This window comes from Flavobacterium sp. 40-81, assembly GCF_001898245.1.
GTDB classification, from domain to species: domain Bacteria; phylum Bacteroidota; class Bacteroidia; order Flavobacteriales; family Flavobacteriaceae; genus Flavobacterium; species Flavobacterium inviolabile.
Genome location: NZ_MKTM01000042.1, coordinates 1 through 24932, shown reverse-complemented (window position 1 = coordinate 24932; position 24932 = coordinate 1). Strand labels below are relative to the sequence as shown.

The window sequence follows — 24932 nt, the reverse complement described above, 5'->3', positions numbered from 1 at the left end:
AGGCATATTTAGCATAAACCTAACATTCTTAACAAGGTAATCATGTCGTTAAAATAAGAAGTGTTGTTGTTTAGTTGTAAGCTCTTTTTAATCTACTTCCGGAGCTCTTTTCTGATCCTTTTTAGGTTCTTCGGCGTTTTTGTTTTTTCGATTCTCTATAAACTTGATAAAGTCGGGAGCCAGATCCGAATCCGGTAAACGGTCTGTCGGATTGGTATTGTTGTTCTCTTTTACCTTGGTGAAAATTTTACGCCACAATTCCCGCATGGTATCGAAATCCACCTCATACGAAAGTCCTATTCCCTGTGTATATCCGATACCTTCACCAATATAGTTAATATCGTTTTCACGGTTAAAGGCACGGGCTTTAAGCGATCCGTCCTTGTTTAAACGCAATTGTACTTCCACGTCACCCACAATAACGGATTCCTGGTTTCCGCCCACCGGTACTCCAAACTTACCGTTAATCGTAATGCGCTCATCAATCTGGGAAGATACCGTTACCCCTACTTTACCCTGTGTCTGGGCAAATGGTGTTCTGTCGCCCTGAACGTAGTTAAAACCAACCTTAAATTTATCGTCACTGCCGGCAAAAATATCATCAAAGATAGAGCTGGCCCGTTCAAACAAACTTCCGTAAACGGAGTTGGAAGCACTTTCTGCCGACATGAATCCGCCGGTTCCCAACAGAGCCAAAGCCTGCGTTTGGCGCACGTCTTTATCACTTAGTTTATAATCGATCTCCGATTTTAATACCGAACTCACCGTTGGGAATTCAATTTTAAAATCCGGTTCCGGATTGCTTAAATTACCATTCAGCATGATATACACCTCTGTCGGCACTTTTCTGCTAAAAGAAGCATTATCCAATATTACCGCCGGATTCGCATCGGTTTTATAAACCGCCTGAAGGTTTAAAGCAGCATTCATCGGGTTTCCGTCCCAACGGATGGTACCGTATTCTTTTACTTCAAATTTCTTATCGATTAAGCCCAAGTATTTAAAGTTGTATTCTCCCTTATAGGTCTGGAAATCTCCCCACATGTTGAATTTACCCATCGTATTGATTTCCATCGTGATGAATCCTTCTCCTCTTCCTTTCATTCCGTGCCCGGTATTACGGTCCAGAATAATTTCAATATCGGCATCACGGGTGATACGGAATTCAAATTTCAATTCAATTCCCTTGAATTTATTCAGCACCACTTCCTGGATTCCCTTTTCTTTCGCTTCTTTTTCTTTCTTGCTTAAAAAGTGTATAAAAGCGTTATTTCCAATTCCCTGTGCATCATTCAGCGGGATCTTGATACTGGTTCCTTTATTCGATTCGGCATCCATCTGGATATACAGGCTGCTCACCGGACCGGTGATGGTCGCATCACCCTTTATAAAGGCCGTACCGTAATAAATCGCATCTTCATTGTCCTTTGTATCCAGTGCCAGCAAGTTATCCGATCTTAGCTTTAAATCCAGCTGCCAGTCGTCGAATTTCTTATGGCGGATGGTTCCGTTCAGGATTCCTTTTGTTTTTTCTTTGGTATCGGTCAGCTCAATGCTTCGGAATATAAACTGGTCTTCCGTGACATTGATCAGCGCATTTTCTTCAAAATTATAATCCACGCCCAGATACGGTACTTTCATACCGGCTTCATTCAGATAGATACTGCCGTCCACTTCCGGGTTCCTGACGCTTCCGGCTATCGATGCCCTACCGGAAGCAAAACCTCTCATATCGGAAAAGATACTGCCCAGTAAAGGCCCGATCGGACTGATATTGAATCGCGTGAATCCGGCGTTCAGTGCAAGAATACTTTCCTTGTTAATGATCTCAATATTACCGTTCAGGAAGAAATTCTCTACGTGGTCGTTAATAATCGAAGAATTTACGTTGAATTTTCTAAAGGAATCTTCACCGGTAACTTCCAGGTTCAGATCGCCCATCATCACTTTGTTCACCACAAGCGAATCCACCGTTAACGCTGCCGTTGGCAGGTATACCGATTTGTTCTGTTCCAGGTTTACCTCTCCGTTTAGTTTACCGCCAAAGGACATATTATCCAGCGCCGGCGTTACTTTTCCTAAATCGACATCATCGAAGGAAAGGCGTAACTGCTTATACGTTGAGTCTTTTAAAACACCTTCCAGTTCTACTTTCTGGTCGTTGTGCGACATCATGATCTTTTCAATTGAAAAATCGGTCAGCTTTTTATTGAATACAACCTTGTTGTCTTTTGTATTGTTTTCATTCAGGTACCACAAATAGTCCCTGAAGTTAATTTCTGATTTTTTAAATCCGACTACAGACTGGTTCTTTTCGTTTATTGTGTGGTACAGGTTCAGGTTAAAAAAATCCTGGTTTTTAGGACCTCCCTTAAACTCGGAACGAACAAAAAGGGTATCGTTCATCGTAACGTTAATCAAACTGAAATCGGATATCTTATAGCCTTTTGTCTTGATACTATCCAGTTCAATATAGGCATTATATAACGGATTTTTATTGTCGACATCAACCCGTATGTTTTCAAAAGTGTTGTTATAGGCCACTACATTCGGAGAGGAGAAATCAAGTTTAAAATCCCCTTTATCGGCATCAATCCTTCCTTTCAGTACGGTGTTCTCTCCCACCGTGACCTGCGGCAGGAATATCTCGATGATCTTGCTGTAAATGGTAAAATCAAAATCCAGGAACTGCCCGGGTTTCAATTTGTTCGGGGAATAGTTCGCATACAAGCTTCCCAATGCATTTTCAACTATCTTTCGAACCTGCTTTATTTCGTATTTACCGGTCACCTTACCCTGAATAATATCCGGGGAGTTTATCGTGATCGTTCTGACATTTTCAGGATCGAACGTGGATTCAATCTGAAAATCGTCAAAAAAGTAATTGTCCCTGCTGTTTTGGTAGGACACATTCGAAACGGTTAATTTACCGGCCAGATCATCCAGCGAATTTCCTTTGGCTATAAATTTCAAACCGCCTTTAAAAATAGACAAGGTGTCTTTTTTCATGAAATTCAGCATGTGAAGATCGGCATAATCAATCTGAGCCTGAAAATCATAATTTTTCATACGGGAACTCATATCGACCAATCCGTTGAAATCCATTTTTAAGTTCGGATCATTACTGTTCAGATAGCCTTTAAAATAAGGCATCTTCATTTTTCCATCAATCGTAATGTTCTGGTACGTATACTTGTTATAGGTCAGGCGCTGTACTTTTCCTTTAACACTTGTGTTCAGGTATTTTTTATTGAATCCTTTTCCGTCTACATCCAGATCCAGCGTTACCCTTCCCAGATCTTTTTCATTAACAAGGGCGCCGATATCGAAATTATTAAGCGTAACCAATCCCTTGTAGGAAGCATTATTAATATTGTTGATATTGCTCATGCTCATGTTCGAATTCAGTTCTCCCAATCCGGACATCATGTAAATATCAGCATCAATTTTTGTCTTGGTCAGTGTAATATCCCCAACGATGTCTACTTTACCCAGTTTTTTAAGGGTTTCCGGAAGGCTTTTCCCTAAAACCCGTGGTAAAATCGTTTTCAGGTTGTCATAATTGGACGTAACCCTGTCGAAATTACCTTTCATATAAAACTCTCCTTTTTTATTGAACAGGTTTCTAAAGTTAACCGTTCCGATAATTTCGGAGTCGTTCTTATCCAGCAATCTCAAATCGTGGGTCGTAAAGTTATTCAGGGTTCCCACCAGGTGTGTAGCCACATAAAAGCGCTGGTTCTTCCCGAATTCGTTATAGAAAAAGTTAAGCTCGTTTGAAGACACGGAAGCTTTTTCCATGTTGACATCAAAAACCACTTTGTTATTAAAATCCGAAAAGTCTTTCGGTTTGTATTTTAAGATTACATCCCCGATTAAAGTGGATTCTTTGGTTTTCAGGTTCAGTTTCTCCAGTCGGATATTCTTCTTCGAATAGGTAAAATTGGATGTTAAGTTTTCAACAAGCAGACCGCGATGATCCAGTAAGGACAATTCTTTAATATCGGCGGTAACCACCGGTCCCTTGATTTTAAAGAAATCCACCTGTCCTTTAAGCTTTGTAAAGTCTAAAATCTTTGGTGTCTGTAAATTTTCATCGATCATTCTGAAACGGCTTGAAGTCACATTCATGTGCTCCACTTTCATCAGGAATTTTCCGGTTCCTTCCTTGCCGTCGTCAAAAGCCGCGATAAATTCATCCAGATTGGTTTTATCCTCGCCTTTGTATTTGGTTATCTTTAAATCCAGTCCGTCAATATTGGTTTTGCCAAAGATCAGTTTTCCTTTGGTCAGCTTTTTAATATCCAGAATATTGGTTTGCAGCCGGTTGATATAAAAAACAGTATCTTTGTGTTTGTCGCCCGCGAAAATCCCTTTGATTTTGACACCGCCAAAAACGGTAATGGCAATTTTGTCAATATGCATATCGGTACCGAATTCTTTATTCAGTTCGCCGGTAGCATATTTCGCAATTTCCGTTTGCACAACAGGCAACGATAAAGCAATGCCTAATAGCAGTAAAAACAGGATTAATCCTATAATTAAGCGAAATACTATTTTTTTTAATTTTTTGATACTCTTAATTGTTTTAAATTTGTCGAATTGACTCGTAAATTTAAGCAATTAGTAAGAATAAAACTATCATTTCTTACGGTGCGGGGATTTACAATTCAAAGATAATACAGTCGTTGGAAAATACATTCAAATTTCGTGCCTTTTTTATGACAAAATCACCCGTATATATACTTGCTATCGAAAGCTCCTGCGATGATACCGCAGCAGCGATATTAAAAGACAATAAAGTCCTTTCCAATGTGGTTGCCCGGCAGGCAATTCACGAGGAATACGGTGGTGTGGTTCCGGAGCTGGCATCACGTGCCCACCAACAAAATATCGTACCGGTAATTGACGTGGCGCTAAAGAAAGCCAATGTTGAAAAATCACAGCTTGCAGCAATTGCTTTTACCCAGGGTCCGGGCTTAATGGGCTCGCTTTTAGTGGGCAGTTCCTTTGCCAAATCGATGGCTATGGCCTTAAACATTCCGTTAATCGCCGTTAACCACATGCATGCCCATATTCTGGCGCATTTTATTGATGAGGAAGATTTTGACAAACCGGAATTTCCTTTCCTGGCGATGACGATTTCCGGCGGACACACCCAGATCGTGAGAGTGGACAGCTTTTTTGACATGACGATCATCGGTGAAACCACGGATGACGCTGTGGGAGAAGCTTTTGACAAGAGCGCAAAAATACTGGGACTTCCCTATCCGGGCGGACCTTTAATTGACAAATATGCCCAATTGGGGAATCCGAAAGCATTTCCGTTTACCAAGCCCAAAGTGGATGGTTTAAATTTTAGTTTCAGCGGTTTAAAAACCCAGATTTTATATTTCATTCAGAAAAAAACGGCCGAAAATCCGAATTTTATTGCTGAAAATCTAAACGATATCTGCGCTTCAATCCAGTACACGATTATTCAGATTTTAATGGATAAGATCAAACTGGCATCGCGTGAAACCGGAATCCGGCAAATTGCCATTGGCGGCGGTGTTTCGGCAAATTCCGGTATTCGTACTACCCTGAAAGAAGGCGAAAAGAAATACGGCTGGAAAACATTTATTCCGAAGTTTGAATACACGACCGATAATGCTGCGATGATCGGGATAGTGGGTTACCAGAAATATTTAGAACAGCAGTTTAACGATGCGACCGTAGTATCCAAAGCCCGAATCGAATTTTAGTATGCAGTTATTCTATACCCCGGACATTAACGAGACACTTACAAGCTTTTCCTTTGATAAGGAAGAGAGCAAACATATTGTTAAAGTATTACGCAAAACAGAAGGCGATATCTTAAAGGTAACAAATGGTTTAGGATTTCTTTTTACGACAGAAATTATCCTGGCTTCCGACAAAAAATGTACGGTAAAAATCACCGAATCTGTTTTTCACAAACCGAATGATTTTTACATTCACATAGTCGTGGCGCCAACCAAAATGAACGACCGTTACGAATGGTTTCTGGAAAAGGCAACCGAAATTGGCGTGAACGAAATCACTCCGATAATTTGCGACCATTCCGAAAGAAAAACGATCAAGACCGAGCGTTTTGACAAAATTATTCAGTCGGCCATGAAACAATCGCTGCAATTCCATTTGCCAAAACTGAATGAAACGGTAACATTCAAACAGTTTTTAGCGCAAAAACACGAGGGCAACCTGTGTATTGCCCATTGTGAGGAATCGCGTAAAGTACTGTTGAAAAACACCGTCAAAGCCGGCGAAAAATATACCATTCTAATCGGTCCGGAAGGCGATTTTTCCGAAAAAGAGATCGAAACCGCATTAGCAAACAACTACACTCCTGTTTCGCTGGGAAATACAAGACTCCGCACCGAAACTGCCGCTGTTGTTGCCTGCCATAGTGTGGTCTTTTCAAACGAATAATACTGGAACAAATTCATGAGAAAACTATTCTTATTCTTTAGCATACTGACTACCGCGATCACTTTTTCACAGGAAATTGCGGTATTAAAATACAGCGGCGGCGGTGATTGGTATGGCAACCCGACCTCCTTACCCAACCTGGCTAAATTTTGCAACCAGAATATCAATACCCGGATCAACACTAAAACGGCTGTTGTTGAAGCCGGCAGTCCGGATTTGTTTTCCTATGCTTTTGTACACATGACCGGACACGGAAATGTTGTTTTTAGTGATAATGACGTTATCAACCTTAGAAATTACCTGACTTCCGGAGGTTTCCTGCATATCGACGACAATTATGGTATGGATCAGTACATTCGCAAAGAGCTGAAAAAAGTGTTCCCGAATAATGAGCTGACCGAAATACCCTCCAATCACATCATTTATCAAAAACCGTTTCTTTTCCCTAACGGCCTGCCCAAAATTCACGAACACGACAACAAAAAACCGCAGGCTTTCGGTATTTTTATAGAAAACCGTCTGGTTTGCCTGTACACTTACGAAACCGATCTTGGTGATGGCTGGGAAGATCCCGAAGTACACAACGATCCTTTCGAAGTGCGCCAAAAAGCTTTAAAAATGGGCGCTAACATTATCAATTACGCTTTTAAAAATTAAAATGCAGGAACAATTAACACACGAAAACACTAACTTTTCACAGCAGACTTTCCCTATTACCGTTGTTTGTGACTGTATTTATTTCCAGCCGAATATCGGTTCCATATTCCGGATCAGTGAAGCTTTAGGCGTTGAAAAAATTATCCTTATTGGCGAAGATCTTGCTTTGACACCCCGAAAAATAAACAAGACTTCACGAAACACCCACACACTTGTTCCGTATGACGTTATCCCAAAAGCAGCTGAGGCACTGGATTACCTGCAATCCCATAATTACCAGATCATTGCACTCGAAATTACCAATAAAAGTATTCCGTTGCAAAAACTGACCGTTAGCCGCGATACCAAAATTGCGCTGGTTATCGGGAATGAAATTTCCGGTGTATCCCCTCTTTTTCTTGAAAATGCCAATCAAACCACTCATATTGAAATGTTTGGCAAAAACAGCAGTATGAACGTGGCGCAGGCAACAGGAATCGCACTTTACGAATTAATTAATAAATTGTAGATAAATCACATTTTTATATAATTTATTACATTTTATCATTTTTTTATGATAATTTTTTCATAATTTATTTTTTTGTTATATTATTGTGTGATATTTAACCAAATCACATAACTATTTAACAATCATTTTATGAAAAAATTACTTTTATCAGCAGCAATGTTGCTGTTCTTAGTTTCTTGTAACAAAGAAGAATCTTCCGTTGCAGACGATTCGTCACTAAGTTCAAAGATTTCTGAAAGAGGATGTGCTTCACACGATGTGCTTCAGGAGCAATTGAGAGAAAATCCGCAATTAGCGATTAAAATGAATGAAATTGAAGCTTTTACAGAGCAGGCAGTTTTACAAAACAAATTAGTTAACGGAAAAATTCAGATTCCGGTAGTCGTAAATGTATTGTACAGAACTACGGCAGAAAACATTTCTTTAGCGCAGATCCAGTCGCAGATTGATGTTTTAAACAAAGATTTTAACGCTACCAACAGTGATTTCGGATCTGTTCCTGCTTTATTTGCCGGTGTAAAAGCGAATGTAGGAATCTCTTTCGTTCTGGATGTGGTAAACCGTAAATCGACTACAAAAACATCATGGGGCACTAATGATGCGATGAAAAAAACAGCATCAGGCGGTTTAAATCCGACTACTCCAACAACAAAATTAAACCTTTGGGTTTGTACCATTGGCGGCGGAATCTTAGGATATGCACAATTCCCGGGTGGTGCTTCTGCAACTGACGGTGTTGTTATCGATTCCAAATATTTGGGAACTACAGGAACAGCTACGGCTCCGTTTAACAAAGGAAGAACGGCAACGCACGAAGTTGGTCACTGGATGAATCTTAGACATATCTGGGGTGATGCGACCTGTGGAAACGACCTGGTTTCCGATACACCAACGCACAATGCTCCGAATTATGGTGTTCCGGGATATCCTCACTATAGCACTTGCTCCGGAACTCCGGTTGAAATGACAATGAACTATATGGATTATGTGGACGATGCAGCGATGTATATGTTTTCTAACGGTCAAAAAACGAGAATGTTAGCAGCTTTTGCAACAGGCGGACCAAGAAATTCATTTGCCCAGCCATAAACCGAACGGTAAAAAGACAGAAAACTCGCTTTAATAGCGAGTTTTTTTTTATCTTAGTTTATTAATAAAATACCCTATGAAGTCAACCGAAATCTCAAAAGGAATCGTTAGTGCCGTTATCAAACTTGCTTTAATAACACTTTTATTGTTTTTTATTTATCAAATTCAATCGGTATTGATTTATCTTTTGGTAGCCCTAGTTATCAGTCTGATCGGCAACCCGATAACAAACTTTTTAAAAAAACGTTTAAAGTTCAAACACACCCTGGCTGTGGTAACGACGATGATTATTTTTGTACTGATTGTGGGCGGTTTGCTGATGATGTTTATTCCGCTGCTGTTATCCCAGGGACAGAATCTTTCGTTACTGAATACAGCTTCTCTGGAAAAAGACTTTAACGACCTGGTTTTCCAGATCAATTCCTATTTTAACGATCACAATATCGATGCCGGGAAGTTACTGGAAAAATCAAACTGGTCGTCAAAAATCAATTTTGACTTTATTCCGGAATTTTTAAATACCCTTATCGGAACGGTGAGCAGCTTTGGTGTTGGCCTTGCTTCGGTATTTTTTATTACTTTTTTCTTTTTAAAAGATCAGAGCCTGTTTATCAAAATGTCCAAAAGAATACTTCCGGACCAGCATGAAGACAAGATATTGTCCTCTGTTGAAAAAATAAACGTTTTGCTGTCCCGTTATTTTATTGGCTTATTGCTGCAGCTTTTTATTGTTTTTATCCTTTACCTGATCGTATTGCTTATTTTTGGTATCGAAAATGCTTTTGTAATCGCTTTCCTTTGTGCGGTACTCAACATTATCCCGTATATCGGTCCGCTAATCGGAACCGTACTGGCACTGGCTTTGACGCTGATCAGCAATTTAGGTGGTGATTTCCGAACAGAAATGCTGCCAACAGCCATCTATGTAATGATCGGTTTTATGGTGGTGCAATTGATTGACAACAACATCAGTCAGCCCATTATTTTCTCCAACAGTATTAAATCCCATCCGTTGGAAATCTTCCTGGTGATCCTTATTTTCGGATTGCTGTTTGGTGTTTTCGGTATGATACTGGCTGTTCCTTTCTATACGGTACTGAAAGTAATCGGAAAAGAGTTCTTCCCGGAAAACCAGATTATTAAGATTCTAACTAAAAATATTTAAGATTGATTGCTTCCTTAATACGTCCAGAAGTACAGGACTTTATTGCTAAAAATTACAATGCCGATCTTAACAAACTGGCTTTATCCAAAAATCCGTTTCCGGAAATTCCATGGAGTGAAATACTGAACCAGATCCAGGCAAAGATCAAAGCGAAAGAAAAACTGCCAACCTGGTTTAACACGTCCAATATTATTTATCCGGCTAAAATTTCAATTGAGCAGACTTCCTCAGAACGAACGGCAGCCTATAAAGCCACGCTTATTTCCGGTGATTCGCTGATTGATCTGACCGGCGGATTTGGCATCGACGATTATTATTTTGCCCGGCATTTTAAGCAGGTCACCCATTGTGAAATTAATGACACATTATCGGCTGTTGTAGCCCATAATTTTAAAGAATTGCAATGTGCGGTTGAATGTATTCCCGGTGACAGTCACGAAATCCTGCGCCGGAAAGACCAGAAATGGGATTGGATCTATATCGATCCGTCCCGGAGAAATGATGCGAAAGGCAAAGTCTTTATGCTAAAAGACTGCCTGCCCAACGTACCGGATTCGCTGGATTTTTATTTTAATTACACATCGAACATCCTGATAAAGACCGCTCCCATACTGGACATTAAAGCCGGACTATCGGAATTGCAATATGTAAAAAACATTTATATCATAGCGCTGGATAACGAAGTAAAAGAATTGCTTTGGGAGATTGAAAAAGATTATACCGGCACGATACAGCTACATGCTGTGGCCATCACCAAAGAAGCTACAGCTGTTTTTACCACAGAGTTTGAAGATACCCGGCCGGCAACGTATGCTTTACCCAAAAAGTATTTGTACGAACCCAACAGTGCCATACTTAAAACCGGAGCTTTTGATGCGGTTAGCCATCTTTACCAGATTGATAAACTGCATCAGCATTCCCATTTGTACACTGCAGACCGTTTGATTGATTTTAACGGACGCCGTTTTAGTATTGAACAGGTTGTTCCGTATCAGAAAAAAGAAAGTAAACAGTATCTGGAAGGAAAAAAACTGCATGTAACAACCCGCAACTTCCCGCTTTCGGTTGAAGAGCTGCGCAAAAAATGGAAAATTAAAGAGGGTGGTGATACCTATTGTTTCTTTACCACCAATAGTAACAATGAAAAAATTATAGTATTTTGCAGCAAAATTTAAATGCAACAATGAAAAAAGTTTTTTTAAGCCTTTTATTGGTAATATCCTTTGTATCCTATTCGCAAACCTTTACCTGCGAATATGATTACAACGAAAAAACAGACTCTACTTTAATCAAAAAAACACCGGATTATTTAATTCATGAAAGTGTATTCGGGACCACATCTACTTTTGTGTTCTTTTCATTGGTAAATTCCGATGAAACACCCTATCTGAGCCTGCAATTATTACGAAAAAGCAAAGACTTTATTAAAGCGAGCTGCCTGAATCAGGCTTCCAGAATTTTTTTACAGCTTGCTAACGGCAAGATTGTAACGCTTATTAACAGCTCGGAAGAAGTATGCAGTAATTTGAGTTATAATTCTGCTGAAAAAGATAATATCTCGATCCTGAACAGCTATTTTTTATTCAGTAAAGACGGCTATGAAGATTTAAAAAAATACCCGGTTACGCTGATGCGGATAAAATTTACAACGGAAACCATCGATTATGTTTTACCGAAAGAGATCAAATCGGAAAATTTTAAGGAAGCCGTTTACAATCCCGAGGAATACTTTATAAGATATCTGAAGTGTGTGGAATAATATTAAAAAAAGAGGGTTCGTCCCTCTTTTTTTATACGCATAGCTGTAAATCACAACTTCATTTTACGTTTGCTGTTTTGTAGCAGCCAATACGATTTCCCTGATGTTCACTCCCTGCGGCTGGTTATAGGCATACCAGATCGCATCTGCAATTGTTTGAGGATCCAGAACACTTCCCATAGTGGCTTTCCATTCGTTGTAACCGTCTTTTATCGTTTCGGAAGTGGTATGCGACAGTAGTTCCGTTTCTACCGCTCCGGGTGCTATGGTTACCAGGCGGACATTAAAACCGGCGACTTCTTCCCTGACGTTTTCGGTAATGGCATGAACGCCAAATTTGGTACCGCAGTAGGCCGCATGATTCGGAAATGTCTTTCTGCCGGCAATAGAACTGATGTTAATAATGGTGCCGTGCTGCCTTTCTTTCATCTGGGGCAATACGGCCTGCATACCGTTTAGCAGGCCCAGTATGTTTACATCAAACATGGCTTTCCATTCTTCCGGATTCTGAACCGCAATATCGCCGAGCAGCATCATTCCGGCATTGTTTACAATGGCATCCGCCGGTCCGAATTTTGCCTCGGCTTCCGCAACGGCTTCCTGTAATGCTTTAAAATCGGTTATGTCGACTTTTTTACACAACGTATTGGGTAAGTTTAAAGCGGTCAGGTTTTCCAGTCTTCTTGCCAATAAAAGCAGCGCATGCCCTTTGGACGAAAATAGTCGTGCCGTAGCGGCGCCAATTCCGGAGCTTGCCCCGGTAATAATAACCAATGGTTTAATTGCTTCCATAATATACTTTTAAAATTGAGATGTAATCACTATGTAATATAATAACCGGACGTTTTCGGAACCGGTTGTATTTTTCTGTTATCCAATTCCAGTAAGGTATTTTCTATCATTTGCGCCATCGCATCCAGCGCCAGATCATTCGGCTGTATGCCAAAAGGGTCTTCCAGTTCATCTGCAATGGCTTCCAGTGCCACAAAGGTATAGGCTATAAAAACAATGATAAAAGGCGTTCCCCACCCCAGACTTTCTACAAATCCGAACGGAAGCAAAAAGCAATAAATATAAACGGTTCTGTGCAGCAGTACACTATACGTATACGGTATCGGCGTACTTGCAATCCGTTCGCAGCCGCCAACGATATCCGAAAGTTTGTTCAGGTTTTCTTCCATAGCCGTTTGGGTGATACTGTCAACTCTTCCGGCTGTTTTTGTCTTTTTGATCCACAATCCCAGTTCTTTCATGATCATAACCGGTTTGAAAGTTACACTTTCAAGCGGTTTTGCAACCGATTCCGGCAGCAGGCGGTGCATATCGGCATCTGGACTGCTCTGTCGTAACTGGTGTTTTAATGCATATACAAAAGCCGTCAGTAATTGTATAAATTCCGTACGTTCTTTGTTATAGTCATCCCCTTCAACCAAAGTGTGTGCCTGTCTGGCTAAAGATCTGGTATCGTTCAATAAGGCACCCCAAAGTTTTCTTCCTTCCCAGAAACGGTCATAACTGACACTATTCCGAAATCCGAGGAAAATAGCCAGTGCTATCCCGAATAACGTAAAAATAGCCGGATTAAAATGAAGCTGGTACCGCAATAAAAATTCCCTGAAATAAACAACCAGTATTGCAAAAGCAAATAATAATATCAAACGGGGTAACAGTTGCGGTAATACCGATCCTTTCCATTCGAAAAGCATTCGAAACCAGTTTGTTTTTTTCTTTGTAATCATCGGTAGTAAAATATACTATAAATGTAAGAAAATTTAAGTTTTTATAATCGCTGTGGTAAGGCTAATTACAAGATAGTTTTTACATTTTCCTTTCAAAAACATGTAACTACAGATTTCTTTTTAGAGGCTGTTTAAATTTTGTTCAATAATAATTTTATAGCAGATGGTTTGACCCTATTTTTGAAAGACTCATATTATTCAAATATTTTGGGTTCATAAAAAAAAAGACTTTCTCCTTTCTCGTTAAACGCTGTATTTTCAGCTTCCACTCTAAAAATAGTGAACGAACTATTGTCTTTTATTTGTTTTGGCTTATCAACCTGAACAATATATGCTGTTATTGGATAATTATTTTCTCCCGTGTATTCTTTAATTGATTGTATGGAATTGGTTTTTAACAGTTCATTACCTGCATATACTTTTATTCTAAGATTTTCTGGTTTGATTGAAACATCTACATTCTTTTCAGATTTACTTTTATCTGTGAACTCAGAGAATGCTAATACCTTTTTTAAACTCATTGGTCTAAAATAGATAAAAAAACCTGAGGTTCCACCAAAAGTTTCATAGACTGTGGTTCCGTAAACTTCTAATTTGTCATAATGAGGATTAATAATTAAATCTTCTTTAGCAACGACATTCCAAGCCCAAAACTCTAATCTCATTTTATCTTTAGAAACTTCATTTGCTCTTGGGTATTCTTTTGGTCGCATTACAAACATTGACTTATAATTTCCTTTTCTTACATTCTCTAATTTATAGTTCCCTTCTTTGTCTGTATATGTTTCATATATAGATTCAAAACGTGCATTATTTAATCTTACGACACTACTATCAATAGGATTTCCATTAAAATCGGTTACTTTCCCAGATATTGTTATTGTGTTTCTTTGCGTTGTGCCTTGAGCCTTAACAATAATAAATCCACTGAAAAAAAATGACATGAATAGTATTAATATTTTCTCTGTATCCATTTTAAATTATTTTTTGTTTTATACTTACCGCTAACATTTAAATATACGAAAGCTTTTAGCTTCTAAAAAATGATAAAAATCAATATTTAATGTGCTTATAATTATTTGTAAGTACTTACAAATAGTATTTCAATTGAATTCACTTTATTTAAAATGCGAAGGAGGTTAGTCTCGTAGAAAATTAAAGCCTTCTACCATTATCAAACCAAGCAAAAGTTCTTTCTATTACCCAGCACTTACTTATGGTGTTTATTATCAATAAAATCGGATAACACCGAACGGAATGATTCAGGTTGCTTTTTAGGATTTTTTCCCAGCATAATTTGCAAGGTTTTAGACCTTTGAGATACAAAAAATATGCAAGTAAAAAAAGTATATTGATATTAATATATTGACCAGCAAATAAATAATACATTCTTTAAGGAAGAACTATATCTCTTTTTTATTTCCCAGTAGTGCTATCAATTCGCTGTTAAAATCATTGGCTTCTCCGCCAAGCAAGCCAAAAAATTGTTTATCAAATTCTTCAACTGCAACTATCGCCTGTTTTATATTCTTTAGTCCCGCTGCTGTTAATTCAACCGTTTTGGCTCTGGTATCTGTCTGGTGTTCTTTTCGCCTGATAAATCCTTTGGTCTGCAAAGTCCTTAAAACTGTAGAAGTGGTCATGGGATCTATTTTGGTATGATTGGAAAGTAAAATCTGTGTAACATCCTGTTTTTGCAATGCGAGCCAATGTGTACTTGCCAGTAATACAAACTGTGCATGTGTAAGCTCGTATTTTTCCAATGCCTTTTTTATTTCCCGCTGCCACAAGTTGGTGACCTGCCATAGTAAAAAGCCTGTGCTGTCTTCGGATCGCTCAACGCTAAATGTATTATCTTTATTTTTCATTTGTAATCATTTTCGAGGCGATTAAATTATAATCTTTTTTATTGATTTCAAAAAAACCGTAACGAAAAGGATAGCCCCACATCTTTTTATTCTCAATAAAGTCAAGTTCGGCAATTAACGGAATAATTGAACATTCTTCACACGCATAGAATCTTATATTTCTTCTGAACGGAATAAAATTTTCGGACATTTGAAACGGATAAATTTCATCGTCAATCACTTCTCCTATTGCCGTAAACTTTTGATATTTCTCGTTTCCGTCTAATGCGATTTTAGAAGAATATACCAGAATCAGATCGCCTTTACTCATTCGTTTCAATGGTGCTTTTTTACCGTGACACACCTGAATAAAATTCCCGTTTACACCACGCATAACATGCTCTTTTGATATGGAAGCTACCCAAAATCGTGTCATAATTTCTTAGCATTTTTTATTTGGTTAGCAACGTCTTCAGCCAAATTATCAACAATGTCTTTTGCAACCAATTTCACCCATATAAAACTTAGCAATCCTTTTACAGTCATTGTTACAGTAATTTTTAGTCCGTCTTTTGTTTCTTCATAAAAATGTTCACCATACATCTTTGCTAACGGAAATTTCGTTAGATCTGTGAATTTTTTGTAGGGCTCAATTTCAATGAGTTTGATTTTTACTTTCGGTCCGCCTTTAGGTTTTAGCATAAAGAAGCTGCCCACTTTGAAATCGCCTAAAAGTTTCGAATCTTCCACTGTGCTATCCCAGTTTTTCCAATTGTCAATATCGGTTGTTAGTTTCCAGATTTGCTCTTTTGTCACCTCTTTTGTAATTACTGAATACGTTTTTTGCCACATAATAATATATATTTTAGAAGTACAAATATAATAAGTGTACATATAATATGCAATGATTATTTTATTTTAAAAAAAACACATCCTATTTTGAATATCGAAAGTTAAATTGAAGAAGAAAAACAGAAAGAGAAACATTGCTACTAAGAATCTTTTTATTCAATATTTTTCGATGCACCTTAAGTAATTACACACTAATTTTTATCTAAAACTAAAACAGCAGGCTATTCAAAGAGCCTGCTGTTTTTTATTTTATAGTTTATTTTCTATTTCATTCTACGGTTTGCATTACTGCTAATAAACATTTTATTTCTTTCCCTGGAAATAATCTTTATAAAGCGTTCGTAATGTTTCAGGACGTCGGATAGCAACTCATTTTTTGTAAAAAGTATTACATCATAGTCTTCACCGGCATCACCAAAATAAAATCCTGAAAATGTGCCTGATTATCACCTGTATCCGAAAGATCATCTTATTGCAGACCTCGTTTCGGAAACTACCTCATTATTGAGTTAATGACCGTTACTATTCAATTGATGACTGTCACAATCCATTTTTATTCTCTTGCTTTTTTCTTAAAAGCCCGAAAATTAAAACAACAGAGTAGGCAAACATTAACCAGGAAGCAAATGTTTTACTATAGATTTCAGGCATATTGGGGAATAATTTTTCAAAAAACTGTATGCATAGTGTATCCAGTATCATACCGGGTAAAACCATAATGGCTGCCGCTTTTATACTTTCAGAGTTACCTAACTTAAATTTATTAAAGACTGTGGTTGCCATAAAGCCTAACGCCGGTATCAGCAAGATATACAAAACGGCCATTACGAATACATTGTCGACAATAAAAAAATAATGCCCTGCAACCCTGAACAATACAGTGGCGGATAGCCATACTAAAAAGCCAACAATAAAACTAATCAACTGATAATTTTCTTTATATGTTTTCATTACTAATTAATAAATATTTTATTATATTTTAAACATAAGCCGGTTCCTGCATTGTAACAGGAATCGTTCCTTTTTCTGAGTATAAATATAAGAATTTTCAATCGTAAAAGCAGTCATTTCAGGTACTAAAATCGGCGATTTAGTGGCATCTGCCTTAAAAAAAGCAGCAAACATTGATCAGGTGTTATAAAAACGGAGTCATGGAAGAAAAAGGACAATACTACGTTTGATGTTTCCGGATTTTTTGCTTTTTGACGGAACTCAACATCGAACCTCAAAAACAAATGCTGCGATAGCGCTTATTTATCAGAATAAAAAAAGGACAAACCAGAAATGATTTGTCCTTTTTTGTGACCCGTTGGTACGAAATTCGAACCAATTGTTGGAAGATTTAAAGCTGCTTTCTGAAATAACGGTAGCCTAGTTATAATTAGGTTACTGTTATTTCAGAGTGTCAGAAAAGAAATTTGTTTCACTATACTGCTTTTAAACCTTTCATTAATAAATACATTATTTGATGAATATTTTTGCTTGAAAATAATATCTCATTCTCTTCAACACTTAATTTATTTAGTTCTGCTATCTTCTTTATGTCAAATTTTGACAATTCTATTTTTAATGTATCAAAGTCAGCATAACCATATTTTGAACGAACATGATCTTTAAAATCAGACAGAAAACTTGTATTGTATTGAGAATCATTTATTAACTCTTCTACCTCTTCGCCTTTAATTAACCTGATTAATTTTTCAGTAGCGCCTCCAAAACCACCAACAAGAAATAAAGGTTTGTTTTCTTTTAAAGTATAAAGAGCTTCTTCAATAACTCCAGGAATATAGCCTAAATAATTTGTAATTTTGCCACCAACTAACACCCTTGCAGTACAATCTTTTGCCATTTGAATTCTCATTTCCTTAAAACATTCACAAAATGAATATCTGTCTTCTATACATTTGGCAGGATTATATTCCCTTTGCTCATCAATAGAAACTGTTTTAGGAATTGATACTTCTTTTATTTGAATTTGTTTTGAATGGAAATCTAATCTAACATCACGTGTCAAACGCTTGGTATTAGGAAACACAAAGTAATTAATAAATTTAAAGTCTTTGTCGTTTGTCTTTTTATATTGGTTCGATAATTCTGAGAAATAGTGAGTAAATCCATTTTCTCTCAAGTCCCCACCATATAAGGCTGTACCGTCATTGGCAATAATATACCTCGCTATTTCAATGGAAATATCATTCAAATGCTGCTCTGAAAAACCTATTTTTTCTAAATCTTCATTGACCGATACTGAAATTGCAATCTTTTTTTTATTTAATATTTTTGCATGCTTTATTTGAGGCTTTTCTTGTGATACTAAATCAGGATCTATACCTGATATATCTATTTTCTCTTCTTTCATAGGTTCAAATTAATAGGAGTTGTAAACTCTACGTGTTCGTCTAACTCATTCAAAATATTTAGTTCTTCTAATCCTAAAGGAGGATCAGGATACAATATGATTAACTTTTTATCTCCTAAATCTTCTTTATATATTTTTATATCTAAAAAATTGAATAACTCAGGTGGTGAAGTTATAACTTTGATTATACTATTATTATCTCCTTTTATAGTAGAATAACTTTCTAATAACCTATTTTGATATAAATTGTTTAACACTTGATATAACGTCAAATTTACAATTTTATAAAAACCTACTATCCCTTTCTTGCTTATAACAGTTGTTGGCATATTTCCTAGGTATGGAAAAGCTCTTTTTTCTCCATTCAAGATATTATGAACAACTACTATAGGAGATTTATGCTTCTTTGCAATTAATATCTCACGTCTACACCATTCTCTATTAGAATATTCGTCAGTATGGAAGACTACCAAAGCAGAATGTTTAATTTCTTGTTCAAATTGCTCTGCAAAATCATATCCATTTGCAATATCAACAGTATCAAAAAATACATCAAGTTTAAGATTGTTTTCTATAAATTGTTTAAACTTGATTGTCGTATTTTCACCATCTTTTTTAGCGTGACTTAAAAACAGTTTTACAGGTGAACCTATTCTATGATGTTCTTTGTCCTTTTGTTTAGGATGGAAATTTAAAATAAGTCGAGAGCAATCATGTAACAGTTCTGTTTTAATTTTTTTAATCGATTTTTCTAAATCCTTTTCATTTTGAAGATCTAAAGTCTTTTTAAAAAACTTCGTTCCATCAGTAAATTGAAGAGTACTTAAGCCACAGCCTATAGAATAAGCTTTGTTACAAAGCGATACAGGAAATATTCTATCATCATTCATCTTCTTAGAAAGCTCTTCAGTATATGAACGAAAATCTTCATCCAAAACATACTCCTCATCTATAAGTAGTACAATTGCATTTTTTTCTGCATTAGCTAAGTCTATTTCTAAAGGTTTATTATTTTCTAATTTTGCATATCGGAAATAAACAGGAATGCCAATTCCTCTTGATAGCGGGTTTTGATAATCTCTACAAAATGTAGAGTATAATTCTTCGGCAATTTTTTTCCCGAATTCAAAATTTGGATGCCAAACTACATATATGTTTAGAGGATACTTGATATTATTCATTAGTGTTATCGGTCATTTGGAGTCTAGAGTTATCTCTGTCCTCGTAATTAGTATTTCGTTTTTCAAATGCAAGTTCGATGTATTCTTGCATTTTCACTCTGTCATCTGTCCAATCTCTTATTATAGCATAATTGGACTTAAGATTATCAGACAATCTATCAGGCAACAAACTATAATGGTGACTTCCTGTACCATAATCTTGATGACTAGGTAACTTCAATCCCAAAATACCAGCACACTTATCTCCAACTTTAAGATTCAAAGCTCCTGATATTTCCCAATCAATGTGTTTTCGATGTTTTGTATTGGAACCAATCAAAACAACCAGAATAGTTGTGTCTGCCAAATAGTCTTTTTGAATTAATTGTTTAATATATTCATCCGAATTGTCAGAATCTATATCGCCATCTTTGACAGATTTGTGAACTACTAAATCTTCAAATATATTGTTGAATTTCTCTTTGTACTCTTGATCTTCATAATGATAATAGCTTATGAATGTTTTTCTTCTAGTTATATTTAAAGGTAATTGTCTGTCCCAGTTAAATAAATTGTTAACATGATTAACCTTACCTCCTCCCAGCCATTGACCATCAGAATTTTTATTTAATGTAGATATTTGGTAACCATGAAGATATCTATTCACTAACCAGTTTCTATCTTTTGTATCTAAAGAAACTAAATTATCCTCTTCATACTGATATGCAAATACATTGTCAATCATTTTTTCTTCCGAACAGAAAGATAATTTCGAAATAAAATATTCCATATATTTTTTTAGTAACTTTCATTAATAAAAGTATCCATAACATCTCGAAGTGGATTTGTCTGATTACCATAATCACTCATCAATCTAGTTTCAAGTAAAACCTTTTTATTTACTTTTGAGATTTTACTAATCAGATTATTTAAATCATAAATATCTCTAACAATAGTAGCAGATCTTACATACTCAGGCAACCCTCCTTTAGGAATTCCTTTTAAACATAGTACAAACAAGTCAGTTTTATCATAACCATAGCCAATTTCAAAAGGTACCCAAGTAGAATGTAGTGTGTTGGGAGAAACCAGCACAAGCATATGTGAGCTGTTGTTTATTCCTTTCCTTATAGAATCAGTAACAGCCTTAGCATTATTAGATTGATGATGAATTCTTAGATCCTCATCATAGGCGTCAAAATAAACATCAATACCTGCTTCTGTCAAATAATCTGCAATCTTCTTTGCAGCATCTTTATCTCTCTGTTGATGTGATATGAAAACGCATTTTATTCCCAAAGACAAAATCTTATTTCTGGATTTATACTTTATTGGGTAATAATATCGATTTAAAGCCATTTAATTAAAATAGTTTTTGTTGTTCATACAGTTTCCAATGAATTGGTGTACCATTTAAACCAGAACCAAAATCTTTAAAAATTCCGTTTATTAGTTCAATTGCTAAATCTTCATTAATAATTGTCTTAAAATCTCTATCTCTAATATTATTAGATGGACACAATTCTGAGTATTTAGAAGGCACCCTCCATGCTTTATTTCCAAAATAAGAAAACTCAGTAGAAATTAACACATATTTTCCACTTAGATCTTGCTTTTTATTCTTTTCATTTAACTCACCTTCATAACCACTATGATGAGAATCTAATTGATGCCAATCATTATTTTTATCTTTAAAATAAATGTTATCCCCATGCAATTGTTTCAAACTTCCGTTTATAACAGGCTTTTTATTATTAAATCTAGGATCTTCCCAATATTCTTGAAATGTTATTTTTTCTGTAACTTTCATTAGGAAAATTATATGATACAATAATCCATTTTCAACAGCACCAGTGCCGATTATCCAATCTCCAACAGAAGCTTTTCTTCTTAAATGAGGTTTGCAACAAGCTAATGTACAATACTCTCCAAATGGATTTGGAGCAAAACCATAATCACGAGTAATTTTGTATGCATAAATATTCATTATTGACAGCCAATTCTCTTAACATCATTTACTGGCGTTCTAGGAGCCCCACTTGAATTGCACCATCCTACATCTTTGCCTTCAAGAGCATCAATTATTTTTTCAGAATTCCAGCCTACTAAACCGTCACCAAATTTTTCTAGATTTTCAGGTATATCCGAGTCTTTACCTCCATGCATAAAAACACCAACAATTCTTTTTCCAAGATTAGTAGCTTGTTCTATTTCCCAATTTACCCATTTTCTTGAATGGGTTTGTGAACCAATTAATACAACAACTGTTCCTGCCCAACGCATTTTCATTCTTAAAAGACGTTTTAAAGTTTGTTCAGGAATTAGTTTTTTATCTAATCGATCTTGGTTTTTTGGATTAGCCCTTATAGAACTATTTCTAATGCCGTATTCTTTACCAGCTAATAACTTTGTAAAATTTGTTACTGCGTCATCATCTTTATGATGATGACTTATAAAAACATTTTTACCCATAATTATATGATTTTAAATCAAGTTATTAATTTCCCATTTAGGAGGAAAAAAATAATTAAGATGTTCTTTACTTTGTAATTTAAATTTCTGTTTTATACGTATCCGCTGTGAAACTCCCATAATTTCCGGATGAAACAATCTTGAATATTTATCTACTTCACAAAATACATTCTGACAGTCAATTAATTGTAGATTTCTACCCCACAAATTTTGAAACCCTATGCCCAATCTTTCAAATTCTGTTTCTTGATTATCTGCCATCATTTTTATTATGTCCTCATAATTATAGTCTCCAAAATCGGTAAAGCATTTAGTAATACCATCTTTTGCTCCTGGTCCTGCTTTCACGAATTCCATTTCACTAAAATTAGTTAGACTACTATAATTGAGATCAATACTATACTGATAGGCTAAAAACTCTCCTATAGTAGGATAAGATAATAACAAGCCGTACACCTCTTTCATAGATTTACATTCTTGAAGCATAAGAGGAAGCTTATCATTCATCATTTTTTCTATCAGTAACAAATGATTTTGATGTTTTCTTTCTTGTTTAAAAACAGATTTTCCTGATGCCATTATGTAAGCAGGAGAGTAAATAGGTTCTTTATTTTTAAGCAATTCTAACAATAAACTATCATAAGCTTTGAATGAATAATTTTCAAAAGTGATTTCCCCTAATTGTTCCTGTAGAAATTCCCATGTAGAGATTCTATTAAAGATTTTGAATAAAATAATACGAAAAAATAACTCATGTGATTCCTGACTACCATTATAGATGATATTCCGTATCAAGTATTGACTTACTCTATCAGTAGCACGATATACATTAGTAAATTTGTAATCATTGAGTATATAATCGTCAGACCAAGGGTATTCTACATTATTAATTCTTTTAAAAAAAATATCTTGTCTTTTTGAGATGAATCTCCAATATGTATTGTATACGATGCTTGGTTTAGGTTTTACTTTTTTAATTGAGATTGAGATGTTTTTAAAATTAGCTGGTTTTTCTGCTGTCATTTGTTTTTTCTTCAAAATTAGTTTTTACCTAAATAAGTTAACTTTTTATTTTTAATACTAACTATGACTCGTCCTCCATTATTATCCTTTAATTCGTCAAAAACTTTATAAGAATTTATAATTGCTGTTTCCCATTGCTTTTGAGTGCAATTTTCTACCTCAATACCACTTACTAACTTTTGAATTGTTTTTAACACTTCAGTATCTACATTTTTACTATACTTAAATAGTTGATGGTCTATAGCATAACTGTAGACATACAAACTAATCAATTCTTCAGTAATAGCTGCTCTAGCCCCATCTTCAACTTCATCCGTGGCATCATCACTTTTTCGCTTTATACCCATTAATTTCCTTATTACGGGTGACCACCCTAGGTAGGCTACATAGCCAAAATGAAATATATCATGAAACCTATACCCATCGTCTTTATGAGAATTGTCAGTGATGTCATCTCCCATTTTTTTGTTAGTAGCTTTGTTAATAATCCTAACTTTTTCTTTCCCATCGTCATTTATAATGCTAAACTCTACCTCAAATTCTCTCGGGAATCGTTCCGCCTCCGGATATTTTTCATCATAAACTATAAAATTTTCAGGTTGTTCAGAATCAAAACGATCTTTTATTTTTTTAAGATTTTCTACTGCAATCTCTTCTAAATTTAAATTATTTTCGGTAGCAATGGTAGAAATATACCAAAGTACATCACCTAACTCTTCTTTTAATTTATTTCCATATTTTGTATAAGCGTTACCATCTCTTAAATTTTTTTTCAATTCTGTAATAACAGATCCTGCTTCACCTATTAAACCTAAGAATGGTACTATATTATTAATCTCCTTTACTTTGACATAATCTTGAATAGTTTTTTTAGCTTGGTCTTGGTATTCTTTAAACTTCATACATCTTAAATTTACAAATTCAATTTTTTGACAGCAATATTTAATGCTTAACTTATCAGTTATGTTTATATTATTTATCAAAACTTATTAAAAAATAACGAGTTAATGATTTATTTATAGCTATCAAGCTTTTACATCAAATAATACCGAACTTTGATAGAATATTCCTTTCTTTAAAAACAAAAAACATCAAAAAGTTTGTTATTTTATTATGGAAAATTGAGGCAATAAAATGAATTTTACAGTGCTATGCAATACGTATTTATACTGATTTTTGATTGTTTGGGCTGTAATGAAAATAAAAAGAATTAAGAATGTTGCATCCTGTATTGTTACAAAAAATACTATTCATTAAAATTGAGGTTTGGGAATATAGATTACTAGTATAATACCTTTTATACTGAATTTATTTTAAAATCATTAACCTCGCTTTTTAAGGGGGAAATTCAATAATTTAACTGCTAGAGATATTGTGGTTTGTAAGAACATTGAAAACTTTAAAAATCGCCTAAATATTAGCTTACAACTTTTCAGATAAGAACAATTACAAAACACCATTGCAAATTCTTTTGAAAATTCCACAAAGTTCTGTACATCTATCCAATTAGATGAAAAATATCTACCATTTCAAGTTAAATTAGCAGATACGACATTATTCAAGCTAAAAAATTAAAATAATAGCTCTAAAGTCGGTTTATAAAATAACTTTTTATTTCCAAAATAATCAACATTAACAGCAAAAGCTAATCAGATTTTAAACAACACAAAGAGTCATATTTTTTCCAAAAGTTATAAAAACAAAAAAGGACAAACCAGAAATGATTTGTCCTTTTTTGTGATCGCGACAGGATTCGAACCTGTGACCGCCTGCTTAGAAGGCAGGTGCTCTATCCAGCTGAGCTACGCGACCATTTTCCGGTATTTTCAGCAAATTGGGAACTGAAAATCTT

At 35.6% G+C, this 24932-nt stretch carries 24 protein-coding genes and 1 tRNA gene; 8 read left to right on the top strand and 17 right to left on the bottom strand.

Annotation, left to right across the window (positions count from 1 at the left end; all coding sequences use genetic code 11):
• Positions 1-87 precede the first annotated feature (87 nt).
• Positions 88-4485, bottom strand: coding sequence for a translocation/assembly module TamB domain-containing protein (locus tag BGO42_RS17695; protein ID WP_273247077.1), 4398 nt, complete (start codon positions 4483-4485; stop codon positions 88-90).
• A 236-nt stretch (positions 4486-4721) separates the two neighbouring features.
• Here BGO42_RS17695 and tsaD point away from each other — a divergent pair, with 236 nt between their 5' ends.
• The 8 genes from tsaD (at position 4722) to BGO42_RS17655 (ending at position 11628) form a co-directional block, all read left to right on the top strand.
• Positions 4722-5744: a tRNA (adenosine(37)-N6)-threonylcarbamoyltransferase complex transferase subunit TsaD gene (gene tsaD / locus BGO42_RS17690; protein ID WP_177734335.1), complete on the top strand. Its 1023-nt coding sequence runs from the start codon at positions 4722-4724 to the stop codon at positions 5742-5744.
• A gap of 1 nt (position 5745) precedes the next feature.
• On the top strand, positions 5746-6450 hold the full coding sequence (locus BGO42_RS17685; RefSeq protein ID WP_273247076.1) for a 16S rRNA (uracil(1498)-N(3))-methyltransferase: 705 nt from the start codon (positions 5746-5748) through the stop codon (positions 6448-6450).
• A gap of 15 nt (positions 6451-6465) precedes the next feature.
• On the top strand, positions 6466-7107 hold the full coding sequence (locus BGO42_RS17680; RefSeq protein ID WP_177734333.1) for a DUF4159 domain-containing protein: 642 nt from the start codon (positions 6466-6468) through the stop codon (positions 7105-7107).
• Between the two features lies 1 nt (position 7108).
• Positions 7109-7615, top strand: a complete 507-nt coding sequence (locus BGO42_RS17675) for a TrmH family RNA methyltransferase (protein ID WP_273247075.1) — start codon at positions 7109-7111, stop codon at positions 7613-7615.
• Between the two features lie 129 nt (positions 7616-7744).
• The gene (locus tag BGO42_RS17670; RefSeq protein ID WP_177734331.1) at positions 7745-8704 is read left to right on the top strand and encodes a zinc metalloprotease; all 960 of its coding nucleotides are present in this window, start codon (positions 7745-7747) and stop codon (positions 8702-8704) included.
• Positions 8705-8780: 76 nt separating this feature from the next.
• The gene (locus tag BGO42_RS17665; protein WP_177734330.1) at positions 8781-9869 is read left to right on the top strand and encodes an AI-2E family transporter; all 1089 of its coding nucleotides are present in this window, start codon (positions 8781-8783) and stop codon (positions 9867-9869) included.
• A gap of 2 nt (positions 9870-9871) precedes the next feature.
• A complete protein-coding gene (locus tag BGO42_RS17660) occupies positions 9872-11044 on the top strand; it encodes a THUMP-like domain-containing protein (protein WP_273247074.1) in 1173 nt (390 codons plus the stop codon).
• A gap of 8 nt (positions 11045-11052) precedes the next feature.
• Positions 11053-11628 (top strand): hypothetical protein, encoded by a 576-nt coding sequence (locus BGO42_RS17655; RefSeq protein WP_177734328.1) that lies wholly within the window; start codon positions 11053-11055, stop codon positions 11626-11628.
• 63 nt (positions 11629-11691) lie between these two features.
• On the opposite strand, the gene BGO42_RS17650 is transcribed toward BGO42_RS17655, so the two are convergent.
• The 16 genes from BGO42_RS17650 to BGO42_RS17575 form a co-directional block, all read right to left on the bottom strand.
• Positions 11692-12420, bottom strand: a complete 729-nt coding sequence (locus tag BGO42_RS17650; protein ID WP_218618721.1) for an SDR family oxidoreductase — start codon at positions 12418-12420, stop codon at positions 11692-11694.
• A 29-nt stretch (positions 12421-12449) separates the two neighbouring features.
• Positions 12450-13367: a bestrophin family protein gene (locus BGO42_RS17645; RefSeq protein ID WP_273247073.1), complete on the bottom strand. Its 918-nt coding sequence runs from the start codon at positions 13365-13367 to the stop codon at positions 12450-12452.
• A gap of 194 nt (positions 13368-13561) precedes the next feature.
• Positions 13562-14341, bottom strand: a complete 780-nt coding sequence (locus BGO42_RS17640; RefSeq protein WP_273247072.1) for a carboxypeptidase-like regulatory domain-containing protein — start codon at positions 14339-14341, stop codon at positions 13562-13564.
• Positions 14342-14770: 429 nt separating this feature from the next.
• Positions 14771-15235, bottom strand: coding sequence for a MarR family winged helix-turn-helix transcriptional regulator (locus BGO42_RS17635; protein WP_177734325.1), 465 nt, complete (start codon positions 15233-15235; stop codon positions 14771-14773).
• On the bottom strand, positions 15225-15650 hold the full coding sequence (locus tag BGO42_RS17630) for an EVE domain-containing protein (protein WP_273247071.1): 426 nt from the start codon (positions 15648-15650) through the stop codon (positions 15225-15227). Before BGO42_RS17630 ends, BGO42_RS17635 begins: the two co-directional genes overlap by 11 nt.
• Complete coding sequence (locus BGO42_RS17625; protein WP_273247070.1) at positions 15647-16066, bottom strand: SRPBCC family protein; 420 nt, start codon at positions 16064-16066, stop codon at positions 15647-15649. Before BGO42_RS17625 ends, BGO42_RS17630 begins: the two co-directional genes overlap by 4 nt.
• 540 nt (positions 16067-16606) lie before the next feature.
• A complete protein-coding gene (locus BGO42_RS17620) occupies positions 16607-17017 on the bottom strand; it encodes a DUF5367 family protein (protein ID WP_273247069.1) in 411 nt (136 codons plus the stop codon).
• 475 nt (positions 17018-17492) lie between these two features.
• Positions 17493-18425 carry a hypothetical protein gene (locus BGO42_RS17615; protein WP_273247068.1) on the bottom strand — a complete coding sequence of 311 codons (933 nt, stop codon included), beginning with the start codon at positions 18423-18425 and terminating at the stop codon, positions 17493-17495.
• On the bottom strand, positions 18422-19606 hold the full coding sequence (locus BGO42_RS17610; protein ID WP_273247067.1) for a toll/interleukin-1 receptor domain-containing protein: 1185 nt from the start codon (positions 19604-19606) through the stop codon (positions 18422-18424). Before BGO42_RS17610 ends, BGO42_RS17615 begins: the two co-directional genes overlap by 4 nt.
• Entirely contained in the window at positions 19599-20375 is a 777-nt protein-coding gene (locus BGO42_RS17605) for a TIR domain-containing protein (RefSeq protein ID WP_273247066.1), read from the bottom strand. The genes BGO42_RS17610 and BGO42_RS17605 overlap by 8 nt, the downstream gene beginning before the upstream one ends.
• Positions 20376-20383: 8 nt before the next feature.
• Positions 20384-20944, bottom strand: a complete 561-nt coding sequence (locus BGO42_RS17600; protein WP_273247065.1) for a toll/interleukin-1 receptor domain-containing protein — start codon at positions 20942-20944, stop codon at positions 20384-20386.
• A 4-nt stretch (positions 20945-20948) separates the two neighbouring features.
• The gene (locus BGO42_RS17595) at positions 20949-21572 is read right to left on the bottom strand and encodes an Nmad2 family putative nucleotide modification protein (RefSeq protein ID WP_273247064.1); all 624 of its coding nucleotides are present in this window, start codon (positions 21570-21572) and stop codon (positions 20949-20951) included.
• Complete coding sequence (locus BGO42_RS17590) at positions 21572-22057, bottom strand: TIR domain-containing protein (protein ID WP_273247063.1); 486 nt, start codon at positions 22055-22057, stop codon at positions 21572-21574. Before BGO42_RS17590 ends, BGO42_RS17595 begins: the two co-directional genes overlap by 1 nt.
• 12 nt (positions 22058-22069) lie before the next feature.
• Complete coding sequence (locus tag BGO42_RS17585; RefSeq protein ID WP_273247062.1) at positions 22070-23095, bottom strand: nucleotide kinase domain-containing protein; 1026 nt, start codon at positions 23093-23095, stop codon at positions 22070-22072.
• 2 nt (positions 23096-23097) lie between these two features.
• Complete coding sequence (locus BGO42_RS17580) at positions 23098-23982, bottom strand: nucleoside triphosphate pyrophosphohydrolase family protein (RefSeq protein WP_273247061.1); 885 nt, start codon at positions 23980-23982, stop codon at positions 23098-23100.
• Positions 23983-24818: 836 nt separating this feature from the next.
• Positions 24819-24892: transfer RNA gene (locus BGO42_RS17575), tRNA-Arg, on the bottom strand.
• Positions 24893-24932: the final 40 nt, after the last annotated feature.